Origin of the sequence: Micromonospora sp. CA-249363 (assembly GCF_050950185.1) — a bacterium.
GTDB lineage: Bacteria > Actinomycetota > Actinomycetes > Mycobacteriales > Micromonosporaceae > Micromonospora.
Genome location: NZ_CP192020.1, coordinates 3,649,792 through 3,674,789, shown reverse-complemented (window position 1 = coordinate 3,674,789; position 24,998 = coordinate 3,649,792). Strand labels below are relative to the sequence as shown.

The window sequence follows — 24,998 nt, the reverse complement described above, 5'->3', positions numbered from 1 at the left end:
GCGGTGTCCGAGGGCGTCGACCGGGCGATGCGCGTGCTCGAACTCCTGGCCCGCGAGCCGGCGCAGCTCGGCGGCGTGGCTGCCCACCTGGGCGTGCACAAGTCCACCGCGCTGCGGCTGCTGCAGACGCTCGAGGCGGGCGGCTTCGCGCGCCGCGCCGACGGCGGCTGGACGGTGGGTCTGCGGCTGATCGACCTCGCCCAGCAGGCCCTGGACTCCCTCGACGTCCGCGCGGTGGCCCGCCCCCACCTGGCGGCGCTGGGCCGCGACTGCGGGCACACCATCCACCTCGCGCAGGTGGTCGAGGACGACCTCGTCTACGTCGACAAGATCGAGGCCCGGGGTCAGGTGCGCATGTACTCCCGGATCGGCCGCACCGCGCCGCTGCACGCCAGCGGGGTGGGCAAGGTCGTCCTCGCGTACGGCCCGGCGTCCCGGGTGTCCCAACTCGTCGACGGCGTCCCGCTGCCGGCGTACACCCCGGCCACCATCTGCGACCCGGCCGCGCTGCGCGCGGAGCTGGCGGCCGTCGCCGCGCAGGGCTGGGCCGCCGACGACGGCGAGTTCGAGCCGCTGATCACCTGTGTGGCCGCGCCGGTCCGGCAGGCCGACGGCACGGTCACGGCCGCGGTGTCGGTGACCGCGCCGACCGTGGTGGCCACCCTCGCCGACCTGCGTGCCCTGCTACCCCGACTGCTGGACACCACCCGGCAGATCTCCCGCGACCTCGGATGGAGTGGACCATGACCACAGCGGACTTCGCGCACCTCTTCGGCGGCGCCCGGGTGATGGCGATCCTGCGCGGCCTGCCGGTCGCCGAGACGGTCCGGCTCGCCGAGCGCGCCTGGGACCTCGGCATCGACGTGGTGGAGGTGCCGGTCGCCACCGCCGAGGCGGTACCCGCCCTGCGTGCCGCCGTCGAGGCGGGCGCGGCGCGGGGCCGGATCGTCGGGGCCGGCACGGTGCTCGACGGAGAGACGGTGGCGGCGGCCGTCGATGCGGGCGCCGCGTTCACCGTCGCGCCCGGTCTGGACCTCGCGGTGGCCGACGCCGCCGCCGCGCGCGGCCTGCCGCACCTGCCCGGCGTGGCCACGCCCACCGAGGCGCAGGCGGCTCTGCGGCACGGCCTCACCTGGCTCAAGGCGTTCCCCGCGATCTCCCTCGGCCCGGCCTGGTTCAAGGCCATGGCCGGCCCCTTCCCGCAGCTCCGCTTCGTGGCAACAGGCGGCCTGGACGCCACAAACGCCAGTTCCTTCCTGGACGCCGGAGTCCGCGTGGTAGCCGTCGGCAGCGCCCTGACAGACCCCACCCAGCTAAACCACCTAGCCAAGCTGACAACCCGTCCCTGACCCGCACCCCCTCCGCACGTCGATCTTGCAGTTTCTGTCGTGACGAAAGTCGTGAATCGGGGCGCATCGGCGATAGTAAGTGCAAGATCGGCGCGGGGGAGGGGCGCGGGGCAAAGGGTGGCGGGTTTGTGCCATGGCGGGAACGCGCCGGGGCGTGCGGGGTGGGACAGCCGGGCGTTACGCCGATGCTGTGCTGCGTACCGCTCCTCGACACAAAGAGGTCATCGTGGCTCTGTCTCTCAGGCGTCGCCGATCCGGGCTGATCGCCCTCGGTACCGCCCTCGCTCTGACCGCCGGGTTCACCCCGCCCGGCACGGGGGCGTCCGCCGCCCCGCCCGGCAACCCCACCCGACCGACCGGCCAGCCGCCCGCGGCCCCCGGGCGGGCGTCCACCGTCACCCTGATCACTGGGGACCTCGTCACGGTCACCACGGCGGCCGACGGCAGCACCGTCTCGGCCGTTCGCCGGCCCGACGGCAGCACGCCGACGTTCCACCGCACGGTGCTCGACGGCGACACCTACGTCTACCCGGACGCCGCGCTGCCGTACGTCACCAGCGGCCTGGTCGACAAGAGGCTGTTCAACGTCACCGACCTGATCGCCGACGGGTACGACGACGCGCACACGGACGCGCTCCCGCTGATCGTCACCCTGACCGAGGCCGCGGCCCGCGCCCGTACCCGTCCCACCGTGGACGGCTCCGAGCTGGTGCGGCCCCTGGACAGCGTGCGGGGCGCGGCATTGAACCGCCCGCGCGAGAACGCCGAGAAGTTCTGGGGCGCGCTGACCGCCGGCGCGGCCCGCCGGACCGGCGACACCCCGACGCTCGCGAGCGGTATCGCCAAGGTCTGGCTGGACGGCCGGGTCCGGGCAGACCTCGCCGAGTCGACCGCGCAGATCGGCGCGCCGAAGGTGTGGGCCGAGGGCAACACCGCCGCCGGTGTGGACGTCGCCGTGCTCGACACGGGGGCGGACGCCGAGCACCCGGACCTCGCCGGCCAGATCGCCGCGTCCAGCAGCTTCGTGCCGGACGAGCCCGACATCCTCGACTACCAGGGGCACGGCACGCACACCGCCTCGACGATCGCCGGCACCGGCGCCGCTTCCGGGGGCGTTGAGCGGGGTGTGGCCCCCGGCGCGCGGCTGCACGTCGGCAAGGTGCTCAACAGCGAGGGCGGCGGGCAGGACTCGTGGATCATCGCCGGCATGGAGTGGGCCGCCCGGGAGCAGAAGGCCCGGATCATCAGCATGAGCCTGGGTGGTGAGTCCACCGACGGCAGCGACCCGCTGAGCCAGGCCGTCGACCGGCTCAGCGCCGAGACCGGCGCGCTCTTCGTGATCGCCGCCGGCAACAGCGGCCCGGCGAGCATCGGCAGCCCCGGCGCGGCGAACTCCGCGCTCACCGTGGGCGCCGTCGACTCGACCGACCACCTCGCCGACTTCTCCAGCCAGGGCCCGCGCGCCGGCGACGGTGGGCTCAAGCCCGAGATCACCGCACCCGGCGTGGACATCCTGGCCGCGCGCTCGCACCTGGTACGCGGCGGCTCCGGGGACTACACGCTGATGAGCGGCACCTCGATGGCGACTCCGCACGTGGCCGGCACGGCCGCGCTGGTCGCCGCCGCGCACCCCGACTGGACCGGTCAGCGCATCAAGGAGGCGCTGGTCAGCACCGTCAAGGCCACCCCGGACTACACCCCGTACCAGGCCGGTGCCGGGCGGGTGGACGCGGTCGCCGCCGTGCACGCCACCGTCTTCGCCACCCCGAGCGCCTACTCCGGCTTCCAGGCCTGGCCGCAACAGCCGGGTACGACGGTCGACCGGACGGTGACCTACACCAACGTCGGGAACGCGCAGGTCAGCCTGAAGCTCGCCCTCGACGCGCCGAGCGCCCCGACCGGTCTCTTCGCGCTCTCCGCCGACACGGTGACCGTGCCCGCCAACGGCACCGCCACCGTCACCCTCACCGCCGCGTACGACAAGCTTCCGGTCGAGAAGCAGGTCAGCGGCATGATCGTCGCCACCGACGCCGCCGGTACGGTCCGCGGTCGCACCCTGATCGGGGCGAGCCGGGAGGGTCAGCGGCAGAACCTGACGCTCGTCGCGAAGGACCGGGACGGCAAGCCGCTCGCCGGCAAGGTCCTGCTCACCACCGACGGCCTGTTCACTGCCGTCGACCTGCCCGAGAGCGGCACCGCGACGCTGCGGCTGCCGGTCGGTAGCTGGTCGGGGTGGATCTCCGCCGACGTGCGTGGTGTCCACGGGCCGCGTTCCAAGGGCATGGCGATGCTCAGCTTCGTCGACGTCGACCTGAGCGCCGACCGCACCGTCACCCTCGACGCCCGCAAGGCCCGGCAGGTGCGGGCCGAGGTGCCGCAGGAGGCGACCGCCACCTCGTTGCGGATGGACATCCACCGCGCCACCGACGTGAGCCTCATGGAGAGCCAGGTGCTGCCGGACGACTCGTACGACAGCATGTGGGCGTTGCCGACGGGCCCGGCGGTCACCGACGGCGAGTTCGAGTTCGGTGCCCGGTGGCGGCTGGAGCAGCCCGCGCTGACCGTGGCGGCCGGCGGCCGGTCGTACGACGATCTGCGGGTGAAGCGCTCGACCCCGGCGTTGCCGGCGGGTCGTCGCCAGCTCGACGCGGTCTACGTCGCCGACGCGTCGGCGGCCGGGCTGGCGAAGCGGCCGGTCCGGGACCGGGCGGTGGTGGTCCGGCGCAGCGACACCGTGGACGTCGCCACCCAGGCGCAGGCCGCTGCGGCGGCCGGGGCCAAGCTGCTGCTGGTGGTCAACGACGGCGTCGGCCGGCTCCAGCCGTGGGACGAGGCGATGTGGGGCCCGGAGAGCCCCGCCGCCCCGCTGACCGTGGCGACCCTCACCGCCGACGAGGGTGACCAGCTCGTCGCGGAGCTGGAGCGCGGCCCGGTGCGGCTGACCGTCGAGTCGCACCCGGAGACGACCTACCTGTACGACGTGGCGCACCACTGGACCGGCGCGGTTCCGGTCGACCCGACCCACCGGTTCACGAAGCGGGAACTGGCCCGGGTGGACGTGGAGTTCCGTAACTACCGGCAGGGCCGGGCGCTGGAGTTCCGCACCGACATCTGGAAGGGCCTGGGGTCCGGCAACCAGGAATTGGCACCGGCGCAGGGCCGGCGCACCGACTGGGTGAGCGTCGACCAGCGCTGGCTCGACGACGCGTTCATCCCCGGGGAGACCGGGCAGCACCCGATGGCGGTGGCCACCTACGCGGCTAACAAGCCGAGCACGGTGACCTGGTTCGGGCCCATCCAACGCCCCCGCATGGGTGGGAGCTACGTGCCCGTGCGCTACCTGGACACCGTCTACCTGCCCGCACCCGGGTGGGGCGACGGCGGCGGGCACATCGGTGAGGCGTACGCCAACTTCGACATGGTCAACCGGACCACCCTCTACCAGGGCGACAAGGAGCTGAACTGGGGTAACGCCGAGTACCTCCAGGTGGATGGCCTGTCCGCGCAGCGGCTGCCGTACCGCCTGGTGGTGGAGAACGACCGGGCCGCCTGGAGCAACCCGTACTCCCGGCAGACCCGCACCGAGTGGGGCTTCAGCTCGGCGGCCACCGGCGAGGAGTCGGCCGAGGTGCTGCCGATGATCCAGCTCGACTACGAGGTGGCCATCGACCGCGACGGCTTGGCGTCCCGTCGGGCGCCGCTCACCGTGGTGGCCTCCCAGCTGCCCGGCGTCTCGGGCACGGTCGGCGCGGTGACGGTGGAGGTCTCGTACGACGACGGCAGGACGTGGCAGAAGCCGCGTCTCACCCGGCACGGTGACGGCTGGCGTACCGCGCTGGACGCGCCGGCGAAGGCCCGTTTCGTGAGTCTGCGGACGACCGCGCGCGACGCGGCCGGCAACACCGTGAGCCAGAGCATCACCCGGGCGTTCGGCCTGCGGTAGTGCGGGACCGGCCGCCGGTCGGGGTGCCCACGCATCCCGACCGGCGGCCGTCGTCGTGCCAGGCTCAGCCGGCGATGTCGTGCCGGGCTCAGCCGGCGTCGCCCGTGCCGGGCTCAGCCGGCGATGTCGTGCCGGACTCAGCCGGCGTTGCCGTCGTGGGCGGGGGCGGCGCTCTCCGGCCGGTCGAGGAAGTACAGCCGGGCGCTCTTCTCCGGCAGCTCGATCTCCGGGCCGGGCCGGAAGCCGCTGCGCAGCAGCCGCCGGTGCATCCGCTCGTTGCGCACGTCCGGCTCCATGACGACCCGCCGTCGGCCCGGGTCGGCGAAGACGAACGCCAGGATCGCGTCGAACAGCGCGCCCGTGAAGCCCCGCTCGACGGTCACCGCGGGGCCGACCAGAAGGTGGACGCCGACGTCGCCGGGGCGTACCTCGTAGACGTCGCCGACCGGGTCGGCCTCGGGCTCGTACGTCTGCGCCAGCGCCGCCGGCACACCGTCACGGTGCACCAGGTACGCGTGGTGGGTGTTCAGCGAATCCAGGTACGCGTAGATCTCGTGCACCCGCTCGGGGCTGGCCTCGCGCATCCCCCAGAATCGGGCCCGGTCGGTCGTGACCCAGCCGTGCAGCAGGTCGGCGTCGTCGTCGGGGCGTACCGGCCGGATGGTGACCACGCCGAATCCGGGGACGTCACGTCGGTAGTGCTGTCGGTCAGTGCTCATCCGGCTCCTCGGTGAGGCGGTCCCAGTCGGTGGTCACCGGCAGCAGGTCACCGGTCAGCCACGCGGACTGCTGGTCGTGGTGGTGCTCGTCGCCGGGCACCCCGCTCGCGCCCGACGGGACCACCCACCGGCTGTCGTGCCGCCGGGCCAGGTCCCAGACGTACCGTGCGGCCGGCCCCCGGAAGCATCCGTGGGTGATCCCGGGCACGCTCGACGTGGCCAGCACGCAGTCGTGGTCGCCGTCGAGGCGGGGGCCGGGCCGCGCGTCCGGGTCGGGCAGGGCACGCCAGGCCGTCAGCCGGTGCAGGTCACCCCAGCGGACCGTGCCGTCCGTCGCGGCCGCGACCTCCTCGGCCGCGTCGCGTACCACCGCCGCGACGTCCACGCCGGGCAGCGGGGCCGCGCCGAGCAGGTGCTCCAGCGCGTAACCGACCCGCGGCGTCAGCGCCAACCAGGGCGCGAACACCTCGGGGTACGCGGGCGGCCCGGCCAACGCCGCCAGGGCCGGATGATCGGCGATCCGGCGTACGACGGCGGCCCGCAGCAGGGCGAAGTCGGCGGCGTCGACGCTCTCGGCGTCCATCCGCCGATCCCAGCGCAGCAGCCGGTCGCGCAGCGCGGCGGCGGCCGGACCGAGCCCGGTCATTCCGTCGAGCACCCCCAGCAGCGCCCCGGCCGAACCGAGGTACGTGTCGGTGTGGATCGCGGCCATGTCCTCGACCGTGTGGTCCCGCCCGGCGTCCAGCAGGTCGGCGATGCGACGCGCGCGGTGCGGTGGCGCGAACTCGACGCCGAGCGGCGCCGACAGCCCGCGCTCGTTGGCCATCACCGCCCGGCCGGTCACCTCGGCCCGGGGCATCGGCGCGTACCAGCCCCGCCAGGCGTACGCGGTCTCCCACGCCGGGACGGGCCGCCGGCCGTTGTCCGGATGTCGCACGGGCACCGCACCGGCGACCCGGTGCAGCAGAGCACCGGCGGTGTCGGCCGCCTGCACCACGTTGACGGGCTCCACCCAGTGCCGCAGGGCTGAGTCCACATCGGACACACTACGGGCCCGCAGCAGCTCCGGTATCGCCGCGAAGCCCAACTCGCCCCGGACCCGGGGCGGATAGCGCAGGCTCAGCGCCGTCTCGTCGTCCGGTCCTGCGGCGATCACCGGGCCCCGGTCGGTCTCGACGACCTCCACCTCGACCGGGTCCGCGCCGGCCACCTCGATGGTCTCGACGTGGACGGACGCCTCCCGCCAGCCGTCCGGGCCGAGCGCCCGCACCCCGTCGTCGTGCCGGCGCAGCCGCTCGACGTAGACGTCCTGGTAGTCGGCCATCGCGTTGGTGATCGCCCAGGCCACCGGGCCGGCGTGGCCGAAGTGCGCGACACCCGGCACGCCGGGCACGGCCAGGCCGACCACGTCGTACTCCGGGCAGGCCAGCCGGATCTGCTGGTAGACGCCCGGTTCCTCGAGGATCCGGTGCGGGTCGCCGGCCAGCAGCGCCGCGCCGCTGGCGGTACGGGAACCGGCCAGCAGCCATCCGTTGCTGCCGGCGACGGCCGGCCCGTCGGTGGCGAACGCCTCGACCGCCTCCGGACCGAGGCGCTGCGCGACGTGCTCGCGCCAGAGCTTGCTCGGGAACCCCGCGAACAGGATGTGATGCCCCAGCCACACCGCGAGCGGCGTCCACGGCTCCCACCGGCCCGGGGCGAGCCCGACGGCGGCGAACTCCGGCGCGCGGGTCGCCCCGGCGGCGAGACCGGCGTTCACCCCGGCCACGTACGCGCCCACCCACTCGGCGGTCGCCGCGTCCAGGTTGGCGTGACAGCGACGGGCGGTGTCGTCCAGTCGTACCTGTCGGGCGAAGCGGTCCCAGCCGAGCGCGTCGACGCCGAGGAAGGCGGCGCTGGTGCCCTGCGACCGGTGCCGCTCGACCTCGATCTGCCACGCCCGGTCGTACGCGGTCACCCGGCCCTGCGCCGCGGCCAGGGCGAGCGGGTCGGCGGCGCGGACGTGTGGCACGCCCCACGGGTCGCGGAAGCGCCGCGCGGTCATGCCGGCTCGGCCGCGCGTCGGCGGGCGGCCGGTACGACCAGCGGGGTGCCGGTCTCCGGGTCGTCGATCACCCGGCAGGGCAGCCCGAACACCTCGGCCACCAGGTCGGCCGTCACCACCTCGCGTGGGTCGCCGGCGGCCACCACCCGACCGTCGCGCATCGCGATGAGGTGGGTGGCGTACCGGGCGGCGTGGTTGAGGTCGTGCAGCACCGCGACCAGCGTACGGCCCTGCTCCTCGTGCAGCCGGGCGCACAGGTCCAGGATGTCGATCTGGTGGGCGATGTCGAGGTAGGTCGTCGGCTCGTCGAGCAGCAGCAGCGGCGTCTGCTGCGCCAGTGCCATCGCGATCCACACGCGCTGCCGTTGGCCGCCGGACAGCTCGTCCACCGGCCGGTCGGCGAGGTCGGCGACCCCGGTCGCGGCAATCGACTCGTCGACGATCCGCTCGTCCTCGCGCGACCACTGCCGCAGCAGTCCCTGGTGCGGGTAGCGACCCCGGGCGACCAGCTCGGCGACGCCGATCCCGTCCGGCGCGATGGACGTCTGCGGCAGCAGCCCGAGGGTCCGAGCGACCGAGCGGGCATTCTGCTGGTGGATGTCCCGGCCGTCCAGCAGCACCGCGCCCGCGCTCGGGCGGAGCATCCGCGACAGCGCGCGCAGCAGCGTCGACTTGCCGCACGCGTTCGGCCCGATGATCACCGTGAACGACCCGTCGGGCACCGCCACGCTGAGGTTCTCGGAGATGGTGCGCCGGTCGTAGGCGAGGGTCAGCGCGCTGCCGCCAAGGCGGGAGGTCATGGGTGCTCCTTGCTCAGGGGTGGTCACAGCCGGCCCGCCCGGCGTTCGACGGCCAGCAGCCAGACCAGGTAGCCGCCGCCGAGCACGCCGGTCACCACGCCGACCGGAAGCTGGTGCCCGGGAAACGCGCGTTGGGCCACCAGGTCGGCGCCGACCAGCAGGGCCGCGCCGACCGCCATCGAGGGCACCAGGTTCGGCCCGGGCGCGCGGGTCAGCCGCTTCGCGACGTGCGGCGCGACGAGCGCCACGAACGACACCGGGCCGGCTGCCGCCGCCGCGAACGAGACGAGCAGCACCGCCGCGGCGAGCAGCACCAGGCGGATCCGGCGTAGCGGTACGCCGAGCGCGCTGGCCGTGTCGTCGCCGAGCTCCATCATCCGCAGCGCCGGGCCGCCGCCGACGAGCACCAGCGGCGCGAGCACGGCGGTGACGGCCAACAGCGGCCCGGCGTTGGCCCAACCCCGCCCGTCCAGGCTGCCGGTGAGCCACAGCACCGCGCGGGCGGCGTCCATCAGCGGGGCGCGGGTCAGCAGGTAGCCGTTGACGCCGGTGAGGATGGCGGCGACGCCGATGCCGACCAGGACGAGACGGTAGCCGTGCACGCCCCGCCGCCACGCGAGCGCGTAGATCAGCAGGCCGGTGGCGAGCCCGCCGACCACCGCCGCACCGGCCAGGGCGAGGCTCCCGCCACCCACGACGACCACCACGAGCGCGCCGGTCGACGCCCCCTGGGTGAAGCCCAGGATGTCCGGGCTGCCCAGCGGGTTGCGGACCAGCGACTGGAACAGCGTGCCGCCCAGCGCCAACGCGGCACCGACCAGCAGGGCCGTGACCAACCGGGGGAGGCGCAGTTCGGTCACGATGAACTGCTCCGCCGCGCTGCCGCCACCCGTCAGGGCGCGCAGCACGTCGGTCGGACCCATCGGGTAGTCGCCGCTGCCCATCGCGACGAGCGAGAGCCCGGCGGCGAGCAGCGTCGCGCCGAGACCGACCGCCAGTGCGCGGGGGCGGAACCGCACCGACAACCCACCGGGGGTACGAATGACCGCGCTCACGGGGCCACCTCAGTTCGCGACTGCGGGGCTCGCAAACCCGGCTCACTCCTCGCGCTCACGGGGCCACCTCAGTTCGCGACTGCGGGGCTCGCAAACCCGGCTCACTCCTCGCGCTCACGGGTGGGCCATCCGCGAGCGACTGACCAGCCAGAGGAAGAGCGGGCCGCCCAGCACGGCGGTGACCATGCCGACCTGGAGTTCACTGGGTCGGCCGAGCACCCGGCCCAGCACGTCGGCGCCGAGCAGCAGGACCGGCGCGAGCACCGCGCAGTACGGCAGCAGCCAGCGCAGGTCGGGTCCGGTCAGCGCGCGGACCAGGTGGGGCACGAGCAGACCGACGAAGACGATGGGACCGCAGGCGGCGGTCGCCGCGCCGCAGAGCAGGGTGACCGCGACGATCACGGCGGCCCGGATCACGGCCGGACGGGCGCCCAGCGCGCGGGCGGCGTCGTCGCCGAGCGCGAGGGCGTTCAGCGGACGGGCGGCGCCGAGGGCGACCAGCAGGCCGACCAGGATGAACGGCGTCACCCGGGCGACCGTCGCGGAGTCCGCGCTGGCCAGTGAGCCGACCGTCCAGAACCGCAGCCGGTCCAGCGAGGCGGTGTCCAGCAGCATGACCGCGCTCACGAACGAGTAGAGCGTGGCGTTGAGTGCCGCGCCGGCCAGCGCGAGGCGGGCCGGGGTGGCGCCCCGTCCGCCGCCGACAGCGTAGACCAGCGCGGTGACCAGGGCCGCGCCGAGCAGCGCGAACCAGACGTACCCGCCGATGGCCGTGACGCCCAGGAAGGCGGCGGCGGTGGCCACGGCGGCGGACGCTCCGGCGTTGATGCCGAGCAGCCCGGGGTCGGCGAGGGGGTTGCGGGTGAGCGCCTGCATCACGGCGCCGGCCACACCGAGCGCCGTGCCGGCGAGCAGTCCGAGCAGGGTGCGGGGCAGGCGCATGCGGTGCACCACGGCGTACTCGGTGGCGTCGCGGTGCAGCAGCCCGGACCAGACGTCGGCGAGCGGCAGCGACTTCGCGCCCACCGCGATGCTGAGCACCAGGATCACGCCGAGCAGCGCCACGGCGGCGAGCAGACCGGCGGCGCGGGTCGCCCGACGTCGCTTCGGTGCGGGGGCCGTCGACGCGTCCGGCACGGATGGTGGCGGAGTGGTGACGGTGGGTGTGGCGTCCAGTGTGGGCTCCGGGGTGTGGCGACACGGCGAACCGCTGTTGACAACGAGCGAGGTTAGGCTAACCTAACCCCGCTGTCCCGGTCGACCCCGGCCTTCCTTTGATCGAAAGACGACACCATGCCCGATGCACTGTCCGCCCGTCGCCTCTCCCGTCGTGGCCTGCTGGCCGCTGGCGGCGCTGCCACGCTGGCCGCGCTGCTCGCCGGCTGCGGCAAGGACGACACCGCCAAACCTTCGGGCAACGACAACGCCGCCGGTCCCTGGTCGTTCACCGACGACCGCAACAAGAAGGTCGACGCGGCGGCTCGCCCGGCGCGCGTGGTGGCCTTCACCGGCGTGGCGGCGGCCCTGGTCGATTTCGGTCTCGACAAGCAGCTCGTCGGTGTGTTCGGCGAGACCAAGCGCGCCGACGGCACGAAGGACCCGCAGGCCGGTGACCTGAATGTCGAGGCCGTCGAGATCCTGGGCAACGTGTGGGGCGAGTTCAGCCTGGAGAAGTACGCCGCCCTGCGCCCCGAGCTGCTGGTCACGCACATGTACGACCCGGACGCCCTCTGGTACGTGCCGGACGAGAGCAAGGACAAGATCCTGCCGCTCGCGCCCAGCGTGGCGATCACCACCGCGCGGGTGCCGATGACCAAGCCCATCGAGCGGTACGCCGCGCTCGCGGAGTCGCTCGGCGCCGACCTGTCCGCCAAGAAGGTCACCGACGCGAAGACCCGCTTCGACGCCGCCGCCGACGCCGTCCGGCAGGCGGTCAAGGCCAACCCGGGCATCCGGGTGATGGCCTGCTCGGGCAGCCCCGACCTGTTCTACGTGTCCAACCCCAAGGTCAGCACCGACCTCATGTACTTCGCCGAGCTGGGCGTCGAGATCGTGGTGCCGACCAAGCTCGAGGCCGGCGACTACTTCGAGGCGCTGAGCTGGGAGAACGCCGGCAAGTTCCCCGCCGACCTGATCCTGCTGGACAACCGCAGCACCGCGTTGCAGCCCAAGGACCTCGCCGCCAAGCCGACCTGGGCACAGCTTCCCGCCGTGCGGGCCAACCAGGTGACGCCGTGGGACGCGGTGCCCCGCTTCTCGTACGCCGGGGCCGCGCCGCTGCTGGAGAACCTCGCCACCGCCATCCGGAACGCGAAGAAGGTCGGCTGACACCATGAGTACGAGCACCGTCGAACCCGTCGCCCTCCAGTACCGCTTCTTCGCCGCGCACGTCGTACGGGCCCGTCGCGTCGGCGCCTCGCTGATCCGGGTCACCTTCGGCGGGGCGGAGCTGGTCGACTTCGCCGGCGGCGGCCGGGACCAGAGCGTCTCGCTGTTCCTGCCGCACCCGGGTCAGGACGCCCCGGTCGTCCCGGTCGAGCGCGGCGATGACTGGTTCGGCGCCTGGCGGGCCCTTCCGTCGGACGTCCGTGCGGTGATGCGCTCGTACACCATCCGTGAGCACCGCCCGAGCGTCGGCGAGGTGGACATCGACTTCGTCGGCCACGGCGGCACCGGTCCCGCCTCGCGGTGGGCCAGCCTGGCGGTGTCCGGTGACCGGGTGCTGCTGCTCGGTCCGGCGGTGTACGACAACCGCAGCGTCTGCTTCCGGCCGCCGGACGACACCGACCTCGTGGTGCTGGCCGCCGACGAGACCGCACTGCCGGCCACCGCCGGGATCCTGGCCTGGCTGCCCGCCGGCACCCGCGTCCGCGCCTGGATCGAGGTCCCGGACGCGGCGGACATCACCGAGCTGCCCACCGACGCCGACGCGGAGATCCGCTGGATCGTGCGCGGCAGCACCGCCCCCGGGAGTGACCTGCTGGTCAGCGCGCTCCGCGCGGCCCGGCTACCGGCGGTCACGCCGTACGCCTGGATCGCCGGCGAGTCCAGCGTGGTACGCGCGCTGCGCCGGCACCTGGTCGGCGAACGCGGCTACGACCGTCGACGGGTCACCTTCGCCGGCTACTGGCGACGCGGGCTCTCCGAGGAGGACCTGCGCGCCGAGGCGCTGGCCGTCGCCACCGCCTGACCGGCGCTCCCACCAGAACGCAGCACGGCCCCCGGCGCGCACCTGCGCCGGGGGAGGGTTCCGGCTGCCCATCGTCAGAACGTGGAAGGACATCCCGTGACCGTGCCGACGTACCCCGGCGAGACCGATCCGAGCAGCGCGCCGGCCGCTCCACCATCGGCCACAGCGCCTGCCGCGGCGCGGGCCCACCTGCTGCACGACGGTTCGGTCGAGCAGTACCGGCGCGCGATCGCCGACGGCGTCGACCGGGTCGCCCGGCGGGTCGCCACGGTGGACCGGCCCACCACCGGAATCGCGCCGGCCGAGCTGGCGCCCCTCGTCGACGGCGTCGACCTGGACCGGCCGTTGGGTGACGCCGGCGCGGCGTTGGACGAGCTGGAGGACGTCTACCTGCGCGACGCCGTCTGGTTCCACCATCCCCGCTACCTGGCCCACCTCAACTGCCCCGTGGTCATCCCGGCGCTGCTCGGCGAGGCGGTGCTCAGCGCGGTCAACTCCTCGCTGGACACCTGGGACCAGAGTGCCGGCGCGACGCTCATCGAGCGTCGGCTGATCGACTGGACCGCCGCCCGGATCGGCCTCGGTCCGGACGCCGACGGCGTGTTCACCAGCGGGGGCAGCCAGTCCAATCTCCAGGCGCTGCTGCTGGCCCGGGAGGAGGCGTGCCTCGCCGCCACCACCCCGGCGGCACGTCTGGACCTGCTGCCCCGCCTGCGCGTGCTCACCTCCGTCGCCGGGCACTTCAGCGTCCAGAAGTCCGCCAAGCTCCTCGGCCTCGCCCCGGACGCGGTGATCGCGGTGCCCACCGACGCGCGGCGGCGCATCCAGCCCGCCGCCGTCCGCGAGGAGATCGCCCGGTGCCGGGCCGCCGGACTGGTCCCGATGGCCGTCGTCGGCACCGCCGGCACCACCGACTTCGGCTCCATCGACCCGCTCGCCGAACTGGCCGAGGTCTGCGCGGCGGCGGGCGTCTGGCTGCACGTCGACGCCGCGTACGGCTGTGGACTGCTCGTCTCGCCGACGCGCCGGCACCTGCTCGACGGCATCGAACGCGCCGACTCGGTGACCGTGGACTACCACAAGTCGTTCTTCCAGCCGGTCAGCTCCAGCGCGCTGCTGGTCCGCGACCGGCGGACGCTGCGGCACGCCACGTACCACGCCGACTACCTCAACCCGGCGCGCATGGTGGAGCAGCGGATTCCCAACCAGGTCGACAAGAGCCTGCAGACCACCCGCCGCTTCGACGCGCTGAAGCTGTGGCTGACCCTGCGGGTGATGGGCCCGGACGCGCTCGGCGAACTCTTCGACGAGGTGGTCGACCGGGCGGCGGACGCCTGGCAGCTCGTCAGCGAGGACCCCCGTTTCGAGGTGGTGACGCGCTCGCAGTTGAGCACCGTGGTCTTCCGTTACCTGCCCACCGGTCCGGGTCGTGAGCTGGCCGACGCCGCGAACCTGTACGCCCGGGAGGCGCTGGCCGCCTCCGGCCTGGCCGTGGTCGCCGGCACCCGGGTGGACGGCCGGCACTTCCTCAAGTTCACGCTGCTGAACCCGGCCACGACCGTCGACGACGTCGGCCACGTCCTGGAACTGATCGCCGCCCACGCCGGGCGGTACGTGCGCGACACCGTCACCGCCGACCTGACCTGCCCCGTCGGCTGACCTCGAACCCCCGCCTGGAGAACAAGATGTCCACCCACGACTTCGTCGCCATCGGGCTCGGCCCGTACAACCTGGGCCTGGCCTGTCTCACCGCGCCGATCGACGAGCTGGACGGGGTGTTCCTGGAAGCCCGGCCCAGCCTCGCCTGGCACCCCGGCATGCTGCTGGAGTCCGCCCGGTTGCAGACCCCGTTCATCGCCGACCTGGTCAGCCTCGCCGACCCGACCTCCCCGTACTCGTTCCTCAACTACCTCAAGGAGATCGGCCGCCTCTACCCGTTCTACATCCGGGAGAGCTTCTACCCGCTGCGCAGCGAGTACGACGCGTACTGCCGGTGGGCGGCGGCGAAGCTGCCGAACCTGCGCTTCGGTCAGACGGTGACCACTGTGGAGTACGACAGCGCCGACGAGCGGTACGTGGTGCGGGCGACCACCGGCGGGTCCGAGAGCGTCGAGTACCGCGCCCGGCATCTGGTGCTCGGCACCGGCACACCGCCGCACCTGCCGGCCGCCGTCGCCGGGCTCGCCGGGGACGCCGTGCACAACTCGCGCTACCTGGAGCACCGGGACGCGCTGCGGGCCAAGCGCAGCATCACCGTGGTGGGCAGTGGGCAGAGCGCCGCCGAGATCTACCACGACCTGCTCGGCGACATCGGTCGGTACGGCTACCGGCTGAACTGGGTCACCCGCTCGCCCCGGTTCTTCCCGCTGGAATACACCAAGCTGACGTTGGAGATGACCTCGCCGGACTACGTGGACTACTTCCACGCGCTGCCCGAGGAGACCCGCTACCGGCTCGAATCGGCGCAGAAGGGCCTGTTCAAGGGGATCAACGCCGACCTGATCAACGACATCTTCGACCTGCTCTACGCGCACAGCGTCGACGGTCCGGTGAACACCCGGCTGATCACCAACACCGAGCTGGTCAGCGCCACCCACCACGACGGGGAGTACACGCTCGGGTTGCGGCACGTGGAGCAGGAGCGGGACTTCACCCTGCGCACCGAGGGTCTGGTCCTGGCCACCGGCTACCACTACCGGGTGCCGTCGTTCCTCGAACCGGTCCGCGACCGGATCCGCTGGGACGCGCACGGCCGCTTCGACGTGGCCCGCAACTACAGCATCGACCACGACGGGCGGGGCATCTTCCTGCAGAACGCGGGCACCCACACGCACAGCATCACCTCACCCGACCTGGGCATGGGCGCGTACCGCAACTCCTGGATCATCCGCGAGCTGCTCGGCCGCGAGCACTACCCGATCGAGAAGAGCATCACCTTTCAGGAGTTCGGGGTGGTGTCGTGAGAGTGGTCTTCACCCGCGCCGACGACGGTCTCGGGGAGTTCGCCCTGCGTACCCTCGATCCGGAGGCCGACGCCGCGCTTCTGCACGGCTGGGTGACCCACCCGAAGTCGGCGTTCTGGCTCATGCAGGACGCCGACGAGGCGCAGGTCGTCGAGGAGTACCGGCGCATCGCCGCGCACCCGCACCACGACGCGTACCTGGGCCTGTGGCGGGGGAGTCCGGCCTTCCTGGCCGAGCGCTACGACCCGGCCCACGTGGAACTGGTCGGCCTCTACGACCACCGGCCCGGTGACGTGGGCATGCACTTCCTGTGCGCACCCGTCGGCACGCCGGTGCACGGCTTCACCCGCGCGGTGATCCGTACCGTCATGGCCTGGCTCTTCGCCGACCCGGCGACCGTGCGCGTGGTGGTCGAGCCGGACGTGCGCAACACCGCCGTGCACGCGCTGAACGCCGCCGTCGGCTTCGAGGTCGTCGGTCCGATCACCAAGCCGGAGAAGGAGGCGCTGCTCAGCGTCTGCACCCGCGCCCAGTTCGAGGCCGCCACCGAGCCGGCCGCCGTCACCGCAGAAGAAGGAGTCCCGGCGTGACCACCACCGCCGTCCCCACCTCGCCGACCGTCGCCGGCCCGGCCACCCCGGGCGACCCGGTCGCGCACCTCACCCCGCAGCGCTGGGCGCGGGCCAACCGGATGCTGGTCCGCAAGGCGCTCGCCGAGTTCACCCACGAGCGGCTGCTCACCCCGGCGCCCGTGCCGGGCCCCGACGACCGGCAGTGGTACGAGGTCCGCAGCGACGACGAGACCGTCACCTACCGGTTCGCGGCCCGGGTGCTCGCCCTGGCCCACTGGCAGATCGACGCGGACAGCATCACCCGGCACCGCGACGGCGTCCCGCTGGCACCCGACGCGGTGGACCTGATCATCGAGCTGCGCGGCGCCCTCGGGCTCTCCGCGCGGGTGCTCCCCGTCTACCTGGAGGAGATCACCTCCACCCTCGCGGGTACGGCGTACAAGCTGGCCCAGGGCCTGCCGAGCGCCGCCGAGCTGGCCGGGGCGGACTTCCAGACCATCGAGACGTCAATGACCGAGGGCCATCCCTGCTTCGTGGCCAACAACGGCCGGCTCGGCTTCGGCGTCGACGAGTACCACCGGTACGCGCCGGAGGCCGGCACGCCGGTGCACCTGGAGTGGCTGGCCGCGCACCGGGACCACTCGACGTTCAGCAGCGCCGCCGACCTCGACTACGACACCCTCGTCGAGGCTGAGTTGGACGCGCCGACCCGGGCGCGGTTCGCCGCCACGATGGCCGAGAACGGGCTCGACCTCGCCGACTACCACCTCATCCCGGCGCACCCCTGGCAGTGGTGGAACAAGCTGGCGGTGACGTTCGCGGGGGAGCTGGCCGAGCGGCGGCTGGTGCACCTCGGTCCCGGTCCCGACTCGTACCTCGCGCAGCAGTCCATCCGTACGTTCTTCAACGTCAGTGAGCCGGGCCGGCACTACGTCAAGACGGCGCTGTCGGTGCTGAACATGGGCTTCATGCGGGGGCTGTCGGCGGCGTACATGGCCGCCACCCCGGCCATCAACGACTGGCTGGCCGACCTGATCGCCGCCGACGAGGTGCTGGCCGGCACGGGCCTGACGGTGATCCGGGAGCGGGCGGCGGTCGGCTACCGGCACCGGCAGTACGAGGCGGCCACCGAGCGGACGTCCCCGTACCGCAAGATGCTCGCCGCGCTGTGGCGGGAGAGCCCGGTGCCGAACCTGGCCCCGGGGGAGCGGTTGTCCACGATGGCCGCGCTGCTGCACGTCGACGACGACGGCGGCTCACTGGCGGCGGCCCTGATCGACCGGTCCGGCCGGACGCCCGAGGTGTGGCTGCGCCGCTACCTGGACGCCTACCTGACCCCGCTGCTGCACAGCTTCTACGCCCACGACCTGGCCTTCATGCCGCACGGCGAGAACGTCATCCTGGTCCTGGACGAGCACGACACGGTCCAGCGGGTGATCTTCAAGGACATCGCCGAGGAGATCGCGGTGCTGAGCGCCGACGTCGAGCTGCCGGCCGAGGTCGAGCGGATCCGCGTCGAGGTGCCCGACGACACGAAGTTGCTGACCATCTTCACCGACGTCGTGGACTGCTTCCTGCGCCACCTCGGCGCGGTGCTGGTCGAGGCGGGGGTGCTCACCGAGGACGCCTTCTGGGGCACGGTCGCGGCCTGCGCCACCGACTACTTCGCGCGGGTGCCGCACCTGGCCGAGCGCGTACGCCACTACGACCTGTTCGCCCCCGAGTTCGCGCTGTCCTGCCTCAACCGCCTTCAGCTCCGCGACAACCAGCAGATGATCGACCTGGCCGACCCCTCGGCCGCACTCCAGTTCGTCGGCACCCTCACGAATCCGTTGGCCGCCCGCGCCCCGGCCCGCTGACGCCACTCCGCGTCCCGGCGTCGGCCGGGACGCGTTGCGCTCCCTCACCGGGTCGGCGGCAGCCCTCCGTCTTCATCGCGATCACTTGATGCTGACCAGTTGTCCGGCCCCTCATGGAACTGGTCAGCATCAAGTGATCATTCCCCGCCTAGCGGTAGTCGGCGAAGATCCGCCGTTGTACGCCGTCGACCGTGACCGGGCCGCCGTGCGGAAGGATCCACTGCGGTCTGGTGTGGCCGAACGGCACGCCGACGCAGACGACCGCCTCGGGGTGGTAGCGGTGTACCAGGTCGACGACCGTGTCGCGCTGCTGCTCGCGGAGCCGCGCCCGCTCCTGCGCGGCGGGCCGTCGGTCGAAGTCGGAGACCGGGGGACGGGCGACCAGGACCGCGTCGACGGCGGCCAGGAGGCCGCGTTCACCCAGCGCGCGCACGATCCAACCGACCTCGCGGGCGGGCAGGAGCTCCTCCGACGTCTCGATGATCAGCACGCCGCCCCGCAGGATCTCCGGAGGAAACGGGAAGCGTCCCGCCGTGAGGATCCACTGGAGGACCTCCAGGCACCCACCCCAGCTGGGGCCGGTGACCGCGCGACGCGGCCCGTGCCAGCTCCACGGCTCGGTCGGCTCCCGTTCCCCGAACGACTGCAACGCCCGCGGGTCGTCCCAGGGGACCCCGATGTCCTCGGACTCGCCGGGATCGGTGACCTCCAACCGCTCGCCGGTCAGCAGCGCGGCGCGCAGCGACCGGGCGTGGATGTCGTCCACGGCGGGGCCGGGGCCGAGGTGCACCTGGGACGACCCGCCGTAGAAGCTGGCGATGCCGAGTCCCCAGAGCCACTGGTGCAGGTTGGTGTTGTCGCTGGTGCCCAGGAACGGCTTCGGGTCGGCGCGGGCCAGGTCGGCGTCCAGGTGGGGGATGACGGTGATCTGGTCCTCGCCGCCCACGACGGCGAGGATGGCGCGTACCCGAGGATCGGCGAAGGCGGCGTTGAGGTCCGCCGCGCGCGCCTGCGCGGTCGCGCCCACGGTGCGGGTGGTGGGGTACTCGACCGGGACGAGGCCGGTCACGTCGGCGAGCCGGCGCATGGCCTGCTCGTGGATCGCGGGAAAGGCGCCGGCCGCGGCGAAGGAGGGCGACACGACCGCGATGCGGTCGCCCGGACGCGCCTTGGGGGGACGAACAAGATCGTGCTCCATCTCGAGATTCCACCAGCGACACCCGTCGGCGCGCATCCCGTTTCGGGCCCGCCGACGGTGGGCGGGCGTTGCGGCAGGCCCGTGGTGTTATCGATAACACGAGGTGATGCGCCGCCCCACGTCCTCTCCATCGCACCTGATCTCCCAGCTCAGCGGGGTGCACAGCGAGCTGTAATAGTTAGAACCTTGAATTCGTGCGTCGTCCAGCCGTAACATGCCGAACACGGATGTGAACGCTAACGTTCGGACCCCTGCATCCCGCCGAGCCCGTCCCGCCCGGTTGCCGTCCCATCGCCGGTTGCGCTCATTTGGAGGTCCCATGTCGTCCCTGCCCCTCAGCCGACGCCGCGTGTTGCAGGCCGCCGGCGCCACCGCCGTGCTCTCCGCGACCGGCGCCACGACGCTCGGCGCGGGCCCCGCCTCCGCCGCGGTGGTCCCGCCGGCGCGCGCGGACATCGGCGTCGCCGCCTACGCCTTCGACCCGGGTCAGGTACGACTGACCAGCGGCCGTTGGCTGGACAACCAGAACCGCACCCTGAACTACCTGCGCTTCGTCGACGTCGACCGGATGCTCTACAACTTCCGCGCCAACCATCGGCTGTCCACGAACGGCGCCGCCACCAACGGTGGGTGGGACGCGCCGAACTTCCCGTTCCGTACGCACATGCAGGGGCACTTCCTGACCGCGTGGTCCCACGCCTACGCCGTGCTGGGTGACACCACCTGCCGGGACAAGGCGAACTACATGGTCGCCGAGATGGCCAAGTGCCAGGCCAACAACGGCGCGGCCGGGTTCGGCGCGGGCTACCTCTCGGGTTTTCCGGAGTCGGACTTCACCGCGCTCGAGGCGCGGACCCTCTCCAACGGCAACGTGCCGTACTACTGCATCCACAAGACGCTCGCGGGTCTGCTCGACGTCTGGCGCTACACCGGCAACACCCAGGCCCGTACGGTGCTGCTGGCGCTCGCCGGCTGGGTCGACACCCGTACGTCCCGGCTCAGCTCCAGCCAGATGCAGTCGATGCTCGGCACCGAGTTCGGCGGCATGAACGACGTGCTGACGGACATCTACCAGATGACCGGTGACAGCCGGTGGCTCACCGCCGCCCAGCGGTTCGACCACGCCGCGGTGTTCAACCCCCTGGCCAACAACCAGGACCAGCTCAACGGCCTGCACGCCAACACGCAGGTGCCCAAGTGGATCGGCGCGGCCCGCGAGTTCAAGGCCACCGGGACCACCCGCTACCGGGACATCGCCAGCAACGCGTGGAACATCACCGTGAACGCGCACTCCTACGTCATCGGTGGCAACAGCCAGGCCGAGCACTTCCGCGCGCCGAACGCGATCGCCGGTTACCTGAGCAACGACACCTGCGAGCAGTGCAACACCTACAACATGCTCAAGCTGACGCGCGAGCTGTGGCTGCTCGACCCGAACCGGACCGACTACTTCGACTTCTACGAGCGCGCCCTGATCAACCACCTGATCGGGGCGCAGAACCCGGCCGACAGCCGCGGCCACATCACCTACTTCACCCCGCTCAAGCCCGGCGGGCGGCGCGGCGTGGGCCCGGCGTGGGGCGGCGGCACCTGGAGCACCGACTACAACTCGTTCTGGTGCTGCCAGGGCACCGGCCTGGAGATCAACACGAAGTTGATGGACTCCGTCTACTTCTACAACGGCACGACGCTCACGGTGAACCTCTTCGTACCGTCCGAGCTGAACTGGTCGCAGCGGGGAATCACGGTCACCCAGAGCACCACGTACCCGGTGAGCGACACCACCACGCTCACCCTCTCCGGCACGATGAGTGGCTCGTGGAGCATCCGGGTGCGCATCCCGGCGTGGACGAGCGGCGCGACCATCAGCGTCAACGGTGTGGCGGAGTCCGCCAGCACGACGCCCGGCAGCTACGCCACCATCACCCGCACCTGGGCCGCCGGCGACACCATCACCGTACGACTGCCCATGCGGGTCGTCATGCGGGCGGCCAACGACAATCCCAGCGTCGCCGCCGTCACGTACGGCCCGAGCGTGCTCTGCGGCAACTACGGCAACACCACGCTCAACTCGTTGCCGTCGCTGGTGGTCTCGTCGATCGCACGGACCAGCACCAGCTCGCTCGCGTTCACCGCCACCGCGAACGGCGCCACCGTCAACCTCGCGCCGTTCCAGGACGCCCACGGCTACAACTACACGGTGTACTGGAACACCAGCACCAGCAGCGGCGGAGGCAGTTACCGGCTGGTCAACGTGGGCAGCGGGATGGTCCTCGGCATCCAGAACATGTCCACCGCCGACGGCGGGTTGGCCCTGCAGTGGGACGACAGCGGCACGGCCGACCACAACTGGGTCATGATCACCGATGGCAACGCGGTCCGGTTCCGCAACGTCAACAGCGGCAAGGTCCTCGGTGTGGAGAACATGTCCACCGCCGACGGCGCCCGGGTCCTGCAGTGGTCGGACAACGGCACCGCCGACCACCGGTGGACCCTGGTCGACAACGGGGACGGCACCTACAAGATCCGCAACGTCAACAGCGGCAAGCTGCTCGGCATCCTGAACAACTCGACCGCCCGGGGCGCGCAGGCCGTGCAAGATTCGGACAACGGCACCGCGGACAACCGGTGGCGGCTCGTAGCCAACGCCTAGACAGTCACGTCGAGGGCTCGGCCCGGCTCAGTCGGCTGCTCCCGCGCGCCGGAACGCGCGGGCCAGCTCGGCCAGGTCGAGCCCCTCGAAGTGGCGCAGGAACCGCCGGCGTACCGCGGCCAGGTGGCTGGGCCAGGACTCCTCGAGCCGGGCGAAGCCCGCGTCGGTGAGCACCGCGTTCCAGCCCCGGGCGTCCTCCTCGCACCGTTCCCGCTTGACCAGCCCCTGGCTCTCCAGCCGGATGATCGTCCGGGTCATCCCGCTCAGCGAGAGGTAGCAGGCCGCGGCCAGCTCGTGCATCCGCATCCGCCGCTCGGGGGCCTCGGAGAGGTTCATCAGGGCGGTGTACTCGGTCAGGGGGAGCTGCCGGTCGCCGACCATGTCGGCGTCGATGCTGCGGGGCACCACGTACATCACCTGTCCCAGGGCACGGACCAGCGCCTCCTCGTCGGGATCGAGGGGGCGCGGCACCTCTGCGCGGGAATCGGCCATTCTCCCAGTATAGTTGCTTGATTGAGCAAATGCTCACGCAGTGTGTGAGCACGGTCATGGGGCAGCCATTTGCTTGACGAAGCAAGGAGCGGCTAGCGTTCCGGCGGTCACGTTCGAACCACTGAAAGGCGCAGCCATGACCAGGATCGGGATCATCCTCGGAAGCACCCGCCCGGGGCGCAACGGCGAAGCCGTCGCCCGCTGGGTTCTCGAGAACGCCCAGCAGCGCACCGACGCGCAGTTCGAGCTGATCGACCTGCTCGACTACAAGCTGCCGCACCTCGACGAGGCGATGCCGCCGGCGATGGGCCAGTACAGCCAGCCGCACACCCTGCGCTGGGCCGAGACCATCGCGTCGTTCGACGGTTTCGTGATGGTGACGCCCGAGTACAACCACTCGACCTCCGGCGCCCTGAAGAACGCCATCGACTTCCTCTACAACGAGTGGAACAACAAGGCCGTCGGGTTCGTCAGCTACGGCTCCCTCGGTGGCGCCCGCGCCGTCGAGCACCTGCGCCTGATCGCCGGTGAGCTGCAGATGGCTGACGTGCGCTCGCAGGTCGCGCTCTCGCTCTTCACCGACTTCGAGAACTTCAGCACCTTCAAGCCCGGCGACCAGCACCTGTCGGCGCTGACCACCACCCTCGACCAGGTCGTGGCCTGGAGCGCCGCGCTCGCGCCGCTGCGCCAGAGCTGACCTGATCGGGTACGCCTCGAAACGGCCGCGGGACTCGCTCCCGCGGCCGTTCGCGTACCCACCGCCGGGGTCGAGCACGATAGCCTCGGCGGGATGAGCGAAGCGTCCCGGCTGGCCCGGGCCCCGCTGTGGCGGGACCGTTCCTTCGGCACGTACTGGATCGCGCAGACGCTCTCCGCGGCCGGCAACGCGTTCGCCTACCTGGCGGTGCCGCTGCTGGTCCTCGAGGCGACCGGATCGGTGGCCCGGATGGGTCTGCTCACCGCCGTCGCGGGCGCGGCGTCGGTGATCGCCGGTGTCTTCGGCGGGGTGCTCGTCGACAGGTACGACCGGCGTCGGCTGATGATCGTCGCGGACCTGGTCCGGTTGGTCCTGTTCGGTCTCGTGCCGCTCGTCTGGCTCGTCAGCCCGCAGGTCTGGCTGCTCTTCGTCGTGCTGCCGATCTGCGCGGCGGCCGGCATGCTGTTCCAGGTCGCCGCGGTGACCGCCGTCCGTAACCTCGTCGACGCCGACCGGATCACCGAGGCCAACGGCCGGCTCCAGGCGACCTTCGCGGCGACTGCCGTCCTCGGGCCGCTGCTCGCCGGTGTGGTGTCGGCCCGCTTCGGCCCGGCGGTCGCCATCGCCGTCAACGCCGCCAGCTTCGCCCTCTCGGCCGTTGGCCTGCGGCTGATCCGGTTGCGCGGTCCCCGGGCCGCCGACACCGCGCCGGTGGCCCGGGAACGCCCCCTGGCCGAGTTCCTGGCCGGTGCGCGGTTCCTGTGGCGGCAGCCCGTGCTGCGCGCGTTGACCGTCCTGCTGTCGGTGTTCATCTTCCTGACCTACGGCTTCACCGACGTGCTGATCTACCACGTGACACATGACCTCGGCGGCACCGAGGGGACGGTCGGCGCCGTGCTCGGCCTGGCGGCCCTGGGCACGGTCGCCGGGGCGCTGCTGGTGGCCCCGCTGCGTCGGCGACGCGGCTTCGGCGCCACCTGGATCGGCGCGCACGCGGTCTGCGGGTTCGCGGTGGCGGGCGTCGGCGTCGCGACGACCGTGCCGACGGTCACCGCCCTGACCGCCGTGTACCTGTGCTGTCTCAGCGTCGGCGGGATCTGCTCGATGTCACTGCGCCAGGAGATCACGCCCGATCACCTTCTCGGCCGGGTCACCTCGGCGTTCTGGAGCACCCACTACGCCCTCGGCCCGGCCGGCGCGGCCATCCTGACCTGGGCCGCCGGCCGGTACGGCGTACCGGCGGTGGCGCTCGTGGCCGGCGTCGGCTGTCTGCTGGTCGCGGTCGGCGGGCTGTTCACCCCGATCCGCCGCGCGGGCGCCGAACCGGCGTCCGCCCCGCCGGCACTCGGGCCGGCACCGGCCGTGGGCACGACCGGCGGCTGAGGCGCGAGTCAGGCCGTGTGTCAAAGCCCCTGGCCGGCCTGCGGCGGGCCCAGACGACGACCGGCCGCGTTGGAGATTCGT

Annotated in this window: 19 protein-coding genes; 12 read left to right on the top strand and 7 right to left on the bottom strand. The window is 72.5% G+C overall.

Annotated features, from left to right (window positions below; genetic code table 11):
* The first annotated feature begins 3 nt into the window (after positions 1-3).
* The 3 genes from ACQPZK_RS16895 (at position 4) to ACQPZK_RS16885 (ending at position 5,292) form a co-directional block, all read left to right on the top strand.
* Positions 4-747: an IclR family transcriptional regulator gene (locus ACQPZK_RS16895; RefSeq protein WP_433533874.1), complete on the top strand. Its 744-nt coding sequence runs from the start codon at positions 4-6 to the stop codon at positions 745-747.
* Positions 744-1,349 (top strand): bifunctional 4-hydroxy-2-oxoglutarate aldolase/2-dehydro-3-deoxy-phosphogluconate aldolase, encoded by a 606-nt coding sequence (locus ACQPZK_RS16890; protein ID WP_433533873.1) that lies wholly within the window; start codon positions 744-746, stop codon positions 1,347-1,349. Before ACQPZK_RS16895 ends, ACQPZK_RS16890 begins: the two co-directional genes overlap by 4 nt.
* Positions 1,350-1,575: 226 nt before the next feature.
* The gene (locus ACQPZK_RS16885) at positions 1,576-5,292 is read left to right on the top strand and encodes a S8 family serine peptidase (RefSeq protein ID WP_433533872.1); all 3,717 of its coding nucleotides are present in this window, start codon (positions 1,576-1,578) and stop codon (positions 5,290-5,292) included.
* 137 nt (positions 5,293-5,429) lie between these two features.
* On the opposite strand, the gene ACQPZK_RS16880 is transcribed toward ACQPZK_RS16885, so the two are convergent.
* The 5 genes from ACQPZK_RS16880 to ACQPZK_RS16860 form a co-directional block, all read right to left on the bottom strand.
* On the bottom strand, positions 5,430-6,011 hold the full coding sequence (locus ACQPZK_RS16880) for a GNAT family N-acetyltransferase (protein WP_433533871.1): 582 nt from the start codon (positions 6,009-6,011) through the stop codon (positions 5,430-5,432).
* On the bottom strand, positions 6,001-8,055 hold the full coding sequence (locus ACQPZK_RS16875; RefSeq protein ID WP_433533870.1) for a penicillin acylase family protein: 2,055 nt from the start codon (positions 8,053-8,055) through the stop codon (positions 6,001-6,003). The genes ACQPZK_RS16880 and ACQPZK_RS16875 overlap by 11 nt, the downstream gene beginning before the upstream one ends.
* On the bottom strand, positions 8,052-8,855 hold the full coding sequence (locus tag ACQPZK_RS16870) for an ABC transporter ATP-binding protein (protein WP_433533869.1): 804 nt from the start codon (positions 8,853-8,855) through the stop codon (positions 8,052-8,054). The genes ACQPZK_RS16875 and ACQPZK_RS16870 overlap by 4 nt, the downstream gene beginning before the upstream one ends.
* Before the next feature lie 23 nt (positions 8,856-8,878).
* Positions 8,879-9,910, bottom strand: a complete 1,032-nt coding sequence (locus ACQPZK_RS16865) for a FecCD family ABC transporter permease (protein WP_433533868.1) — start codon at positions 9,908-9,910, stop codon at positions 8,879-8,881.
* Positions 9,911-10,024: 114 nt separating this feature from the next.
* Complete coding sequence (locus ACQPZK_RS16860) at positions 10,025-10,975, bottom strand: FecCD family ABC transporter permease (RefSeq protein WP_433539239.1); 951 nt, start codon at positions 10,973-10,975, stop codon at positions 10,025-10,027.
* A gap of 228 nt (positions 10,976-11,203) precedes the next feature.
* On the opposite strand from ACQPZK_RS16860, the gene ACQPZK_RS16855 reads away from it, so the two are divergent.
* From ACQPZK_RS16855 to ACQPZK_RS16830, 6 genes are all read left to right on the top strand, one after another.
* On the top strand, positions 11,204-12,238 hold the full coding sequence (locus ACQPZK_RS16855) for an ABC transporter substrate-binding protein (protein WP_433533867.1): 1,035 nt from the start codon (positions 11,204-11,206) through the stop codon (positions 12,236-12,238).
* 4 nt (positions 12,239-12,242) lie between these two features.
* Positions 12,243-13,100, top strand: coding sequence for a siderophore-interacting protein (locus ACQPZK_RS16850; protein WP_433533866.1), 858 nt, complete (start codon positions 12,243-12,245; stop codon positions 13,098-13,100).
* Between the two features lie 96 nt (positions 13,101-13,196).
* A complete protein-coding gene (locus ACQPZK_RS16845) occupies positions 13,197-14,759 on the top strand; it encodes a pyridoxal phosphate-dependent decarboxylase family protein (protein WP_433533865.1) in 1,563 nt (520 codons plus the stop codon).
* Positions 14,760-14,785: 26 nt separating this feature from the next.
* The gene (locus ACQPZK_RS16840; RefSeq protein WP_433533864.1) at positions 14,786-16,063 is read left to right on the top strand and encodes a lysine N(6)-hydroxylase/L-ornithine N(5)-oxygenase family protein; all 1,278 of its coding nucleotides are present in this window, start codon (positions 14,786-14,788) and stop codon (positions 16,061-16,063) included.
* Entirely contained in the window at positions 16,060-16,653 is a 594-nt protein-coding gene (locus tag ACQPZK_RS16835) for a GNAT family N-acetyltransferase (RefSeq protein ID WP_433533863.1), read from the top strand. The genes ACQPZK_RS16840 and ACQPZK_RS16835 overlap by 4 nt, the downstream gene beginning before the upstream one ends.
* Before the next feature lie 101 nt (positions 16,654-16,754).
* Positions 16,755-18,494 carry an IucA/IucC family protein gene (locus ACQPZK_RS16830; RefSeq protein WP_433539238.1) on the top strand — a complete coding sequence of 580 codons (1,740 nt, stop codon included), beginning with the start codon at positions 16,755-16,757 and terminating at the stop codon, positions 18,492-18,494.
* A gap of 148 nt (positions 18,495-18,642) precedes the next feature.
* On the opposite strand, the gene ACQPZK_RS16825 is transcribed toward ACQPZK_RS16830, so the two are convergent.
* Complete coding sequence (locus ACQPZK_RS16825; protein WP_433533862.1) at positions 18,643-19,692, bottom strand: S66 family peptidase; 1,050 nt, start codon at positions 19,690-19,692, stop codon at positions 18,643-18,645.
* A gap of 319 nt (positions 19,693-20,011) precedes the next feature.
* Here ACQPZK_RS16825 and ACQPZK_RS16820 point away from each other — a divergent pair, with 319 nt between their 5' ends.
* Complete coding sequence (locus ACQPZK_RS16820; RefSeq protein ID WP_433533861.1) at positions 20,012-22,345, top strand: beta-L-arabinofuranosidase domain-containing protein; 2,334 nt, start codon at positions 20,012-20,014, stop codon at positions 22,343-22,345.
* 27 nt (positions 22,346-22,372) lie between these two features.
* Here ACQPZK_RS16820 and ACQPZK_RS16815 read toward each other — a convergent pair whose 3' ends face one another.
* A complete protein-coding gene (locus tag ACQPZK_RS16815) occupies positions 22,373-22,837 on the bottom strand; it encodes a MarR family winged helix-turn-helix transcriptional regulator (protein ID WP_433533860.1) in 465 nt (154 codons plus the stop codon).
* Positions 22,838-22,973: 136 nt separating this feature from the next.
* Between ACQPZK_RS16815 and ACQPZK_RS16810 the strand changes: the two genes are divergently transcribed.
* Both ACQPZK_RS16810 and ACQPZK_RS16805 read left to right on the top strand, forming a co-directional pair.
* Positions 22,974-23,534: an NADPH-dependent FMN reductase gene (locus ACQPZK_RS16810; RefSeq protein WP_433533859.1), complete on the top strand. Its 561-nt coding sequence runs from the start codon at positions 22,974-22,976 to the stop codon at positions 23,532-23,534.
* Positions 23,535-23,627: 93 nt separating this feature from the next.
* Positions 23,628-24,917 carry an MFS transporter gene (locus tag ACQPZK_RS16805; protein WP_433533858.1) on the top strand — a complete coding sequence of 430 codons (1,290 nt, stop codon included), beginning with the start codon at positions 23,628-23,630 and terminating at the stop codon, positions 24,915-24,917.
* The last annotated feature ends 81 nt before the right edge of the window (positions 24,918-24,998 follow it).